Origin of the sequence: Chryseobacterium sp. WLY505 (assembly GCF_030846215.1) — a bacterium.
In the GTDB taxonomy this organism is placed as follows: Bacteria; Bacteroidota; Bacteroidia; order Flavobacteriales; family Weeksellaceae; genus Chryseobacterium.
The window spans coordinates 181505-195241 of the sequence record NZ_JAVCWI010000001.1; the positions used below are offsets into that span (position 1 = coordinate 181505).

The following is a 13737-nucleotide window of genomic DNA, read 5'->3' on the forward strand; positions in this document are numbered from 1 at the left end:
TCTGCGCAACAGACTATTTCATATCTCGTTGTAAATTTATAATTTTGACGTCCGTAAAAAACTCATGTATTTTTTTATCTAACAATTTTATTTTTAACAATTTAATGAAAATTTTCAAGTTTGGTGGAGCATCGGTAAAAGATGCTGACAGTGTAAAAAACGTGTCCATGGTTCTAAAAAGCCAGGGATTTGCCAAATGCCTGCTGGTGATTTCAGCAATGGGCAAGACGACAAACGAGTTGGAAAAAGTTGTTGAACTTTATTTCAAAAAAGAAAACTATCAAACTGAGATTGAAAAGATAAAACAAAAACACATGGAAATTGCGGAAGGACTTTTTCCTGAAAATCATGCAGTTTTCGCCGAAATAAGCCTTTTTTTTGATGATATTGATTCTTTTTTAAGAAGAAATAAATCTCCTAATTACAACTTCGTATACGATCAGGTAGTAAGCTGTGGAGAAATGATTTCAACTAAAATTGTGAGTGAGTATCTGAATGAAATCCAATTTACAAACCAATGGCTGGATGCAAGAGATTATGTAAAAACGGATAATTCTTACAGAGAAGGTACAGTAGACTGGATAAGAACGGAAGAATTTATTTCCCACCTAAATCCTGAAATCTGCTATGTAACACAAGGGTTCATTGGTTCTGACGACAATAATTTTACAGTGACATTGGGAAGAGAGGGTTCTGACTACTCTGCCGCTATTTTCGCTTACTGCCTGAATGCTGAAGCGATGACGATCTGGAAAGATGTACCTGGAGTAATGACAGGAGATCCAAGAAAGTTCAATGATGTGACTCTTCTTTCCAACATCTCTTATGAGGAAGCTATTGAAATGGCTTATTATGGTGCAAGTGTTATCCACCCAAAAACATTACAGCCGCTACAGCAAAAAAACATTCCTTTTTATGTAAAATCTTTTGTAGAGCCTACCAAAGAAGGAACAAAAGTGGGTGCTTCCGATAAAAATCAACAGGAAGAATCTTATATTCTGAAAGAAAACCAGGATCTTTTGAAAATCTCTACCAGAGACTTCTCTTTTATCGCAGAAGATCACATGAGCCTGATTTTCGGATACTTATCCAAATATAAAATTAAAGTTTCCCTGATGCAGAATTCTGCAATCTCTCTGGCATTGTGCCTAGAGGATAAATTTAATCATATTGATGAGCTCAACGAAGAGCTTCAAAAAATTTTTAAAACCGAAGCAATTAAAAATGTATCTTTATTCACAGTAAGAAATGCGAAGAAGGATCACATTGATAAATTTTACCATGAAAAAAATGTATTATTGGAACAAATCTCCAAGAATACTCTTCAAATGGTAACACAATAATATTAATTGCGACTAAACACACATGAGTTTAATTTCGAAAAACGATCTGATCAAAGCTTCCGGCTTAAGTAAACTTGGGTTCCTCAAGAACCCGGTAGCATCTGCTGTGATGAGCATTGCTAAAATAAACGAAGTAAATAAATTATACGATAAATTAAAAGATAAGGAAGGCAAAGACTTTTTCGACTCATTTGTGAGAGAAAGAAACCTAAGCTATGTAGCTTTTGAAGAGGATCTGGCAAAGATTCCGAAAACGGGACCATTTGTTTTGGTTTCCAATCACCCGCTGGGTGCTATTGACGGGATTCTGATGTGCAAGATCTTATCAGAAGTTCGTCCCGATTTCAAGGTAATGGGGAATTTCCTATTGGAAAAGATCAAACCTATGGAGCCTTATGTAATTGCTGTAAACCCTTTTGAAAACAGAAAGGAGGCTTACAGCAGCTCGTCGGGAATGCGTGAAACGCTCAAGCATTTGCAAAACGGAGGCTGTGTAGGTATTTTCCCGGCTGGAGAAGTTTCTAATAAAAATAATCCTTACGGGGAAATTTTAGATAAGGAGTGGGAAAAAACAGCGCTTAAGCTAATCAGAATGGCTAAAGTGCCGGTAGTTCCCATGTATTTCCATGCTAAAAACAGCAGACTTTTCTATCAGGTAGCTAAGCTTCACCCGAATTTACAGACATTGATGCTTCCTGCAGAAATGATGAATGACAGGGAAAAACCTATCAGAATCAGAATCGGACGTCCCATCACCGTAAAGGCAATGGATGAGATGGAAACGATTGAGGAATTGGGAGAGTTTCTGAAACGTAAGGTGTATATGATGAAATCTTACTATGAAAAGAGAAAATCTCTTGCCCAAAGTATCAATCTTCAGAATTTATCCGTAAAGTTCCCTTTATTGAAGGAAGAAAATATTGTTCAGAATATCATTGATGAAACCCCTCTGGAAGACATTATTAAAGATGTTGATAAACTGAGAGGAACTGATAAAATGCTTTTCAGTAACGGAAATTATGAGATCTACTTTACGACTTATGAAGAAATTCCGTCTATTATGAGGGAAATCGGACGTCAGAGAGAACTTACATTCCGTGCGGTAGGCGAAGGAAGTAATCTTCCATTTGACCTTGATGAGTATGACAAACATTACCATCACCTGTTCCTTTGGGACAATGGTGAGAAAAAGCTGGCTGGTGCTTACAGAATGGCATTGGGTAGAGAGGTGATGAAGAAATATGGCATCAAAGGCTTCTATACAAGCTCTTTATTTGAGTTTGAACAGGACATCCATCCTTTCTTCAAAAAGGTAATTGAAATGGGTCGTGCTTACATCTGCCAGGAATATCAGCAGAAACCACTTCCACTCTTCCTTTTATGGAGAGGAATTGTGCATGTATGTCTGAGAAATCCTGATCATAAATTCCTTATGGGTGGAGTAAGTATCTCGAATAAGTTCTCTGAATTCTCAAAATCGCTGATGATTGAGTTCATGCGTTCAAACTATTTTGATTCCGCAGTAGCCCAATATATCACTCCAAGGAATGAGTATAAAGTAAAACTTCGTGACAGGGATAAAAACATTTTCTTTGAGGAAATGGAATCTGACCTCAATAAACTGGACAAGATTATTGATGACCTTGAACCTGAATTGAGACTTCCTGTACTGATCAAAAAATACATCAAGCAAAATGCAAAAGTAATTGCGTTTAATGTGGATCCTAACTTCAATGATGCCATTGACGGATTGATGTATATCAGAATCAGTGATCTTCCGGAAAATACGATTAAACCTGTATTGGAAGAGATGAGCGAGCAGATCAGAAAGGAGCAGGAAAATAATCCGGCTGATAATCAGTAAGTTTTTAACTTTATCCAAAAAAAGTACGATGAATACTTGCTTTGTATACTAAAACTTACTACTTTTGCATCACTTTAAAACAACGAAGTAAGTCAAACAAAAATATAATGGTTTCTTAGCTCAGTTGGTAGAGCAATGGATTGAAAATCCATGTGTCCCTGGTTCGATTCCTGGAGAAACCACTTTAAAACCTCTGATTAGTCAGAGGTTTTTTTGTTTTCTATTTATTCCGATTCATGTTCCATAATTCCCTGAACTCGTACCAAACTAGCTTTTAAATCAGGCAGCCCATAATAATTGTTTTTCTGAAATACTGAAATGACATTTCTATCTTTTACAATACTATTATAAAGTACACTTTCAGCATTCCAAACAGCGCTTCCAGAATTAATACCTGCAAAATTCAAATAAAATGAGTCAACTGTATTACCTATGTAAGCAAGTATCTTGTACTTTTGATCTGATGTAAAATTATTATTGTTTTCCAAAGCATATCCAAAATTCTCTAAGGCAATCAAAAGTCTATTTTCATCTGATTTTGTATGCTCTTTTATATACTTTAAAAGTTCTACCCTTATTTCTAATTCTCCCTTACAGTTTTTAACAAAAATAATATCGCCAATATCGGAAGAGGTTTGATACGTTTTTAAATAATCTTTCATTACAAGATCATTGAACTGTGGTTCCTTAGTAAATCCAAAGTTTTTCATCAGCATCTTGACAAATACTTTATCATGTTCTACTAACCAACTTACATAAGATTTATTATCATTGAATAAGTATTTGTTTCTGGCTACAATTTTTTGAATATTTCTTTTCCGAATTTCATTTAAATTAGCAACATCTTTCCAATGTGGAATTGTAATATTCAAATTATCTATACTTGATTTTCTTGTAATATTAATATTTTCAATATCATTCAATTGAGAGTACTCATTTTTATAATCAATAAGCTCAGGGATATAATAGAAATCTGTAATTAATTTTCTTTGTTTATCAATAAACATCCCTTCATAATCTACTCCATTATTATGAAACATCACTGGCTTTCTTTCACATTTATCCAAAAAATTAACATATAAAAAATTGAGTTGAGAATTTGAATCAACAACTCTCCCAAAAATACTTTTGATTTTTTGACTGAAACCCTCAGCATCCAAAGCGTTAAAACCATTTGATTTCAATAGTTCATTTGCAACTCTTGCTGTCGCTTCTAATTCTGTAGTTTCAAATTGAATTTTTCGTAATCCTGCACCAGCCTCATCAATAGTGTAGGTTGATCCCTGTTTAAGTTGTTTTTTCAAGACATTTTCGACAATATTATCACTCTGATATATTGTACCAATAATAGAATGAATATCTTTTTTTTCTTGTCCGTTATTATTACCACTAACGAATAATAGAGGCACCATCAACACATTTAGTATTTTCATCATATTAAATTTGTGTTTCACAATTAAAAAGAAGCACACCCATTTCTGACTGTGCTTTACATATTATTTTTTAGGATGCTGTTTTCTCCATTCTGTATAATCCATAGGTTGGTATCCCGAACCGCAACTTCCTTCATATTCGCACTCGCCTACATAATAAGCATCATAATCCGCATTATCCCACCATTCTTTAAATTTTGGAAGACTGAAAAAATTATTTTCTTTTATAACCTTAAAATCAGCATCATTCAAAAAATAACGAAGTCTAGCCATCATCTTATTATCATCATTAAATTTTTTATCATAATTATATTGTTCAGCAAAATATGCCAAGTTTGCCATTAGTTTTAATTTTTCGTTTCTTGTAAGGTCAGTGGATTTATCACGCCCCAAAAATTCTAAATAGCTTTTGATATTATCAATAATAAATCTATTTTCAGATGGGTCATTTGGTATGTGTAGTTTTTGTAAAAGCTTAAATGTATCTGCATGCAGTTTGAATTTTCCATTACACACTTTAGCCCAAAAAAGCTTACCAAAATTCCGAGGATCCTTTTCATCAAACGTTGTTTTTTCTATAACCCATTTTAATAAATCAGGATCTTTTGTGTATCCGAAAGTTTTAACTAAACTTTCCATGAAACTTTTATCATTTAAAATAAGCCATTTGAATTGTGGCTTACTATCATTAAAAAGGTACATATTGCGTGCAATAATATATCGTGGAACTTTAATTTTAAAAGAATTATCACCATTAATATTTATTAATTCCTTTAATAAAAGCATTGGAAAAATAAACTGATTATTAGTATTGATAAAAGTATTCTGAGTAGTTGAATAAAGTTCATACTTATTTTGTTCAAGTGTCCCAGGATTGCCATCAAGGTGATTACCAAATACTGTTATGTACCCATTCGTTTGATCAATACTCACGCACTTATTAGAACTATGACTAATTGAAAAAATAGTTTCAACCTTATCGTTAAAGGATTCAGCTTTTGGTTCAACATAACCATTACTGATCAGATCATCATAGATAATAGAAGAAGCTAATTTTAGATCTTCTACATTCAAATTATAAGGATCATCATATTCCACTTCATCAGACTCAATTTTCTCTTGTAGTTTAATATGCTTTTTAATGTTTTCAACATCAATTTCATTTACTTTCTCAGATATTTTATATTGTTTTTCTTTAGAGTTCATATTATTCTCTTGACTTTTGTTATTACAACCAATAAATAATAAAATGAATATAGAAATATTTAAAATTTTCATAAATAAATATTTTAGTTTGTTGAACCTGTATTATTTCCTGTACCAATTCCAAATTTAGCATTAATAATATCTCCATCATCATAATTACTATTATTTCCATCATCATAATAATCTGCTGCAGTTAGTTTATCTTTTTCAGTAGGTGTATAATCTGCTGGAATATAAAATCCCCATAATTTTTTCTTTTTAGAATTACTGGTATATTCATCATAAGAACTAAATTTAACTGTTTGATCCTGGTTTCCTCCAAGAAGTATGTAGGCTCCTTTTTTAGTCATTCCATATAAAAAACCAGTATGCCCCTTCCACTTAGTATTATGTCTGTAGACAACAAGGCATCCAAAAATAGGCTCGGCAATCTGTTTATAGCTTTTCCCAGCAACACTATCAATAGGAGCTAGAGATGAAGCTGATTTAGCATGTTTATATGGTTGATTTGTTTCAGGATTGGTTGTTTGGCCTATACACCAGTTCATATAAGCTGCACACCACGGTCCATTATCAGGATCTGTAGGCTCATATGTATTCCCACAATATCTAAGGTAAGACTTTGCTTTTGAATACATTGGTTCTTTTGATTCCTCACATCCTTTCATTTCTTTTGCAATTCTCAATGCAATAGTCATCCATGGTGCACGATCAGCAAGTTCTGGTAGTATAACAGCCTCTCCATTACAAACATTTTTATCATATTTAAACCATATCTTTAGCTTATCAAAAGCTTCTTTTCTTTCTTTCCATCCATTAGGGTTATCACTCAATTTATGACTTTTAGGATAACCATTGAGCATTTTTGCCTGCAACCAAAAATACTTTTCATCCTCTTCAATGAGCAGACCTAAATCTATCAAATTTTTTCCCAGTCCCTTACTAAAATAATTATGTTTTTCTATTCTTAAGGAATCATATTTTGCATCATCACCAGTCCAAGGAGTATCCCAAATACCAGACTTTTTTTGTTGAAATTCCCAACCGCCAGCATCGACAGCATAATGTAAATCAGATGATATTATATCTGGATTTTTAACAATCTCTTCTTCTTTTCCTACATGTATACCATAAGTTCGATATGGTCCTGGTTCATTATAAAATTTACTATCTTTCCCTTTCACTCCTGTTATTTGTAATATTCCTCTACCTTTATAAACACTTTGACTGGACTTCCAATTACTCCATTCTTCTTTACTTTGTTTAAAAAAGCCTGTTTCACCACACAAATTTGCTAGAAAAGAAATTTTTTGTATACATTTATTTATAGAATATGCTTTAAACATTCTATTTAATTCTAATGTAAGGCTCTTTATACTTTTATCTACAATATCACATTTCTCTGCTATCCCTTGCCATATTTTATTACTTCCTGTAATTGTCTTAATCATATCCTCCATTTCTTGCTCAGTAAAATCACGGTTACAATAGCATGTTTTCTGTTTTCTCACCTCCGCCATTTCCACCACAATAGGCATCACATCATTATCAATAGCTTCAGGTGTTTCTTTTTGGGATACTTTAAGACAACCACTTTCGTAAAAAATAAACTGTTTCCTTAACTCCAGCATTTCTTCTTTCGTAAAAGGAGTTCCGTCTTTTTTATAAGCTTTAATTCCCAGTTTTTCCATATCCTCCGTTCTAACCAAATCGGCTGGAAGTGTACTATTGATCGTAAACTGGCTTTTTTCTATTTTCCAGACTTTCTTTTTGGGATCGGCGGGATCCTGAACCTGACGGGAAACCTGAGCAATGTAGTAATCAAAGTTTTTTGGCGGATTTTTCCATTCTTCTTTTGCAGTGAAGGACACTTCCAGCAGACCGTCTTTTCCGGTTTTTTCTTCGTTATAACTTTGTTTGCTTTCGTGGGTATAGGTGATATGGTCTTTTTCGTTTAGTCCTTCTTTGGGAATCTCTTTCAGAACATCAATTTTCAGAACTTCTTCAGTCATATTAACGGTATGCACCCAAAGTTTGTGGGTTTTACCATAGAAAGTCTGCATACGCTGAATATCTTTACCATCTTCGGTAGAAAACATAATGGAAACGATTTTCTGTTCGGAAGTAATGACCAGTTCTTCATTAGAATCTAAAACTTCCAGATACGTTGTGGTATTGTCTACCACCACAGGTTTCGTTCCCTGAATGGTAATGTTACCAGGAAGCACAATATCTCCAGATGAACTTGCCTGAAGCTCTACCGTAAATACGATTCGGTAAGACGGATTGGGATTTTCCGTTGTTTTTGGTATCGCTGCCAGCAATTTTTTCTTGTAATCGTCATTGGTGGTAATTAGGAAAGAAGCTTTACCTTCATTATTCAACGTGACTGTTTTCTCTTCCAGCATGTATTTGTCTTTCTCTTTATAGAAATCATCGCCTTCACCTTTTACCCAGATTTTTACTTTTAAAGCCTGGTTTTGCAGCCCGTCAATTTCAATAAATCCATAGGTTTCTTCACCAAATCCGCTTTCGGTACGTTTTACACCGGTTCCATAAGCCCACAGCGCTCTTTTTACAGCAGGTTCAGAAACTTTTACTTTCGCTTCTATTTTCTTTCCATCCGTATAATCTCCTGTTAAATAAGCAGAGAGAGTATATTCTCCGAGATCATTAAAGGTAATGGTTCCGTCTCCGTTATTGGTTACTTTATCGGGAACTTCTATTTTTATGGTTTCATTGCCTGCCAGCGTAGCAATTCTTGCCGTTGCTGTATATTTTATTTTTGTTCCTTTCGGAATATTGGCAGCCGGAAGGGTGAATTTATCTATGACATTTTGAATCACCTCAAAATTAAAACAGTCTGATCCGGAAAATCCGGGCTGTTTTCCAGTTCCTAACGGATTAGCGTAGGCTTCAAGTATATACTTTCCAAAATATTGATTACTGGCCAGTTTTGCATCATTATAAAGAAGTTCAGCTACCTTTTTATTGATTGTTCCTGTTCTGAAGGAAGGAGAGTTTTCAAATAAAGCAACTCTTCCTACCCCGTCTTTTTTAAGATACCAATATACAGAAGTCCCTGAAGGCATATAGTTGACATTAAATTTCGAAGCCTGCACTTTGATAGTATCACTGAATCTGAGCAAGCCAGGCTCTCCTTTGACACCCATAACTCCCAGGCTGTTTTCGATTTTAATTTCTACAGATTGCGGTTTGGGATCTGAAGGATCTGTAAAAGCTTCTATGGTATATTTTCCTGCATTTTTAAAAGTGAGAATAACACGATCGCCCGCACCAGCAACGGAAACAAGGTGTAATGAAGAAGCTCCGGAAGAACTGTTGTACAATACTGCATTTCCTTGTTTTATGGTCCAGTGAACCGTATTTACCGGCATAAAGAATCCTCTGTTCAATATTTTTGCCTGATCTGTTGTGCTGTTGAGCTTACGTTCAATCGATAGTGGCAGAGGAATATTAATCAGCGTTGAGGATCCGGGGCTGACAATTTTCTTGACAAAATCCTGTATAACTTCTACATTGAGAGAGCATTTAGCATCACCTGCTTTTTTACCATAAGCTTCCAGCCGGTACTTCCCTTCTGTAAGTCCGTCGAATATTTTACTCATGGACTGGCTGAAATTGCTTCCCAATCCGATAAATGTCTTTATTTTATCTTTTGTTCCTTCCCCTTTGAACAATGCCCAGATAATCTTTTTCTCATCACCTTTGAACAGAGCTTTCAGATCAAGATTATCTCCGCCAAAAGGGTTCATAACAGGAAGAAGCGGGCCATTCATTCCTTTGATATAATAGTAAGTACCATTAAGTTTATCAGTGGGTATCGGTCTTATCATTGAAATGGATGACACAGCTATACTCGCCTCGGACGATGAAGATGAAGGCCATTGCGGGGAAGTATTGGCAACGGAAAACTCATCGGCTTCTTTCACATCGATCTGTGAAACATTGTTGACCTGCCCGGTGGTAGCAAAAGCAATTGTTCCAGGAACACCGTATCCCGGACAATTTCCAGTTGAAGCATCCAACAGGATTTTCATACTCTTGTTGAATTCTACATTTTCGTAATAGTCTTTATATTTGATATTGCACTTACCTTTGCATGGATAGGTTTTTCCATCCGAACCTTTACAATTTCCGAATCCGTTTCCTCCTCCGAAACTATCTGCCTTATCATCAAGATAAGTTGCTACAGGTTTATTCTGTGCAAAATATTTGTTTTTGCCCAGCTTTTTTTTCTGGCTTTTCACTTCCATCGGAACGGCAGTCCCATTGGAGTTGTTGGTTACAGAACTGCTGCAGTACGCAGTAGCTCCTTCTATAATGATGTATCCTTTATCCGCCATGTCATTTGTTCATAAAGTTTAAGTCATTGTGATCGTTTCCCGGTATACTGTTTTTTCTCCATCTGACAATATAAAGTCAGCTTTCTTTTTGGAATACTGTTTTTTGTGAGAGTTGTATTCCATTTCTATATGCAGTCTTATCTGATACTGTCCTGCCTGATACAGATATTTTGTATCTAATTCTTTTTTTATTGTTTCCGGAATTTCAATTTCAGAGGTAAAGAAAGCCTCAAAGCCATATTCTCTCTGTTCTGCAATAATAACTCCGAAACATTCCACATCTCCGATTCCTTTGATATTCCAAACAATGGATTCTTCATTTTTTCCTCCGTTGTCAACATAATAGGGAGCAAACAAAAGAAGATTCCAAAAGGGTTCTTTGCGCTTATTTTTATAAAAATCGGCTTCATCTTCCAGGGCAGACAAATATTGGTTTCTGAAAACATCAACATTCTGGTATTTTTCCTGAAGGTCTGATGTTTTAAGTTTCCAGTTTTCTATATTATTCTGATGATCTGCAGCGCCCAGAAAGTTTCCTTTTTCATCTACTTTTATTTCCAAAGGATAAGAGCTTTTTTCCAACACTTGCAAGATTTCCATGAATTTATTTTCTGAAGGAAAAGGGGAATCTTCTACTTTTTCTATCAGCCAGCTTTTGGTGAGATCTTCATTTACCTTTTCCTGCAGCGTAATGCTAAAAGATGAATAAAATCCTTTTATTTCTCCAAACTGTATTTCAAGAGCATTTTCCACCTTATAATGATGGATTCCTGATGTATATTTCTGAAAAGGTTTTACTCTTGTTTCTACCATGGGATTATTATTTAGAAAAAATAAACAGCACTATTTATCACAGTTTTTGTTTACCACCGTCTCTTCCGGCAGATTGTAGAGGTATATTTTCTCTATTGTTCCTTTTCCACATTTGCTTACGACATAATTGGCTATAAAATCCTGCTGATAATGTGATATTTCTTCTCCTAACAGCTCTCCGGCACTTTCCTTATTGGTGATAAAATATGAAGTATTATTCGTTTTTCTGTAAAAAACAAAGTTGAGTGAAAATGTTTCCGGTTTTATAAGAACCTTATTATTTTTCAATCTGTTTTCTATATACTTAATAATTTCTTTTTTCAGAACACTTTCAGTAGGTTCCGGATTGTCTATAAGTATATAGTATGAAACCTTGACCGCATTTTTATAATAAGCATTGGTAAAAGTCATATGCTCAAGGGGAATAAAGTCATTATGTTTCTTGTCACAGCTCAAGGCTATTAAAAGAAAACATACAACGGTAATCATTTTTATAGATTGTAAATACTTCATTTTTTGTGTAAATCGTTAATCATTTAATATTCTCCCGGTCTTCTTCTGCCCATGTTATGAAGATGATCTTCTCTGCTTTTTTCTTCTTTATATTAATATCATTTTTGCTCTCTTTTAAAAATTAGAATACTTATAACTGATAAAAAAGCCATTATCAAAACAGAATATATCACTGTTGATAAAAATTCTATCATATTTAGCAATATTAGTAATACCATCTCCATACAATTCATCATTTTTATAAAAGGAATGAACAATATACGCTCTTGTTAAAAATAGAAGCTCGAGAAACATTATAATTCCAATGACTATCTTAGATCTTTTATCAATTATCATTCTATTTCTTTTCAGCTATTTCATCTGGAATATTAGTTATTTCATAAGATGTTTCTAAATCATTATATACCTTTTTTGAGTCAGATAAAAGCTTAACATCAATTTCATCATATTGTTTTTTAAAAATTGGATAATGAAGATCTGAAGTAAATTTATTAATGGTTTTATTTTTATCATTTATTATGTAAAACCTTAAACTTGCATAATAGGGCTGATCATAGCTAACATTGACTGTTATATCCTGATTATAATCTCCAAAATAAATGGTTTCATTTTCCAAACTGATTAATATCCTATTTCCTTTCAGATCAATACCGTCTGAATGGTTTATTTTAAAGTTTATTTTCTTGCTAAGCTGATGTACATTTTTATTAAATAATTGGGGAATTTCTCCTACAAAATTTTTAAATGCGACTGTATCAGTAGTGATAGAGCCATTTTCTAAACTATAATTTTCTCTATATCCACCCAGATCCTTATTTTTATTACAGGTTATCAAGATTAGAGTTGTAAAAATTAATGTGAGAAGAGTTTTTATTTTCATAATATTATTTTGGTAAAAATTTTTCATAAGTTGCTGGAACACCTACGGGCCAGGTCCCTGCTTTTACATCCAAATATGCTCCATCCGGATTCCAGATTGCTTTATCTAATTTTATTTCTTTTTTTCTGTATTTATTGTAAGTATCCATATCATTTGGATCCGACTGATATGTATCTTTTAAATCTGTTTTAAAATTTTCCCAAGTTGAACCTCCCTCATCATGATCAGAAGCATAAGTATCCCTATGATTCTGTGTTCCCCATGCATCTTCATACAATGATCTCCTCATATAGCCATAGACTGTTATTTTACCATGATTAGCCATTTTTTGTGCTAAGCTTTTATCTTTAAAAGCATTTGTAGTTGTCTCTGAACTTGTTCCGATACCGGTTCTGCATGCATAAGAATAAAATACAGATGTGTTTCCATCTAAAAAAACAGCTGGATTAACTTTTGAAAAGCTCTTGGCATCAAGTTCCTGCTTATCAGCACCTTTACCTTCGTACCCAAATGCTATTACTCCCTCATTTGTTGTATTTCTTACATAACCATGTGAATATGCAAAAATTTCCTTAACTCTTCTTTTATTATCAAAAGCTGTACTATCCCTATTTCCAGAATTAATAATATTAACAACATCATCTATTGTAGTAACTCTTATCACTGTTAAGCTCTTGTTATGCTTAATTAAATCATTTGTTATTGTTGACAACTGATTTTCGGAATATCCATCAGTAAATAAGGCTACCTTAACAAAGGGGTAATTAGGATATTTAGTACGAACTTTTCTGACTGCTTCCCCGGGAAACATCAGCTTATTTGCAATATTTGTCGAGTGTTGCTCTGTACCTATAATTATTACTACCTCTTCTTTTATTAAATAAACTTCTGCTTTTACATTCGGGCTATATTCTTTAAAAAAGGCATACACTCTCAGTTTAGCAATATTTCTATCCTTCGGTACAGCATAAGAAATCTTCTCTTCACCCGTTACCTGTGGTGCATTAGCTATATTGGTATCATCATATTGTATCGCCCATTTAAGACTCTTCAATTCTGATTTTGTCGGCGTTCTGTTGTATTGAATGGCTTTAAAAAAATAACTTTTCCCTTTTTCTATAATTTTAATCTCTTTTGTACATGCAAAATCTTCATAGCATTTTACAGCCTTTACCTGTAATGGCTTTGTTTGCTCTTTCTCCTGATATTCATCAAATTTCTTCCCTCCTTTCTTCCCATAAAAGGTATTTTCCTGAGGAGATTTAAAATCCAGGGTTCCTTTGGAAGCATCTTTCATAATATGCTCCGCTTCCTTGTA

Annotated in this window: 9 protein-coding genes and 1 tRNA gene; 3 read left to right on the top strand and 7 right to left on the bottom strand. The window is 33.9% G+C overall.

Going from position 1 to position 13737, the window contains the following annotated elements:
- Positions 1 to 104 precede the first annotated feature (104 nt).
- The 3 genes from RAH34_RS00885 (at position 105) to RAH34_RS00895 (ending at position 3389) form a co-directional block, all read left to right on the top strand.
- Positions 105 to 1343: an aspartate kinase gene (locus tag RAH34_RS00885; RefSeq protein ID WP_114819078.1), complete on the top strand. Its 1239-nt coding sequence runs from the start codon at positions 105 to 107 to the stop codon at positions 1341 to 1343.
- A 22-nt stretch (positions 1344 to 1365) separates the two neighbouring features.
- The gene (locus tag RAH34_RS00890; RefSeq protein WP_114819077.1) at positions 1366 to 3207 is read left to right on the top strand and encodes a lysophospholipid acyltransferase family protein; all 1842 of its coding nucleotides are present in this window, start codon (positions 1366 to 1368) and stop codon (positions 3205 to 3207) included.
- Between the two features lie 109 nt (positions 3208 to 3316).
- A tRNA-Phe gene (locus RAH34_RS00895) sits at positions 3317 to 3389 on the top strand.
- Between the two features lie 42 nt (positions 3390 to 3431).
- Here the strand turns inward: RAH34_RS00895 and RAH34_RS00900 are convergent.
- The 7 genes from RAH34_RS00900 to RAH34_RS00930 form a co-directional block, all read right to left on the bottom strand.
- A complete protein-coding gene (locus tag RAH34_RS00900; RefSeq protein ID WP_306594843.1) occupies positions 3432 to 4643 on the bottom strand; it encodes a hypothetical protein in 1212 nt (403 codons plus the stop codon).
- A gap of 60 nt (positions 4644 to 4703) precedes the next feature.
- The gene (locus RAH34_RS00905; RefSeq protein ID WP_306594844.1) at positions 4704 to 5918 is read right to left on the bottom strand and encodes a hypothetical protein; all 1215 of its coding nucleotides are present in this window, start codon (positions 5916 to 5918) and stop codon (positions 4704 to 4706) included.
- Between the two features lie 11 nt (positions 5919 to 5929).
- Positions 5930 to 10213, bottom strand: coding sequence for a hypothetical protein (locus tag RAH34_RS00910; protein ID WP_306594845.1), 4284 nt, complete (start codon positions 10211 to 10213; stop codon positions 5930 to 5932).
- Between the two features lie 18 nt (positions 10214 to 10231).
- A complete protein-coding gene (locus RAH34_RS00915) occupies positions 10232 to 11026 on the bottom strand; it encodes a hypothetical protein (RefSeq protein WP_306594846.1) in 795 nt (264 codons plus the stop codon).
- Positions 11027 to 11056: 30 nt separating this feature from the next.
- The gene (locus RAH34_RS00920) at positions 11057 to 11539 is read right to left on the bottom strand and encodes a hypothetical protein (protein ID WP_306594847.1); all 483 of its coding nucleotides are present in this window, start codon (positions 11537 to 11539) and stop codon (positions 11057 to 11059) included.
- 337 nt (positions 11540 to 11876) lie between these two features.
- Complete coding sequence (locus tag RAH34_RS00925; protein WP_162800840.1) at positions 11877 to 12419, bottom strand: hypothetical protein; 543 nt, start codon at positions 12417 to 12419, stop codon at positions 11877 to 11879.
- Positions 12420 to 12423: 4 nt separating this feature from the next.
- On the bottom strand, positions 12424 to 13716 hold the full coding sequence (locus RAH34_RS00930) for a hypothetical protein (RefSeq protein WP_306594848.1): 1293 nt from the start codon (positions 13714 to 13716) through the stop codon (positions 12424 to 12426).
- Between the last annotated feature and the right edge of the window lie 21 nt (positions 13717 to 13737).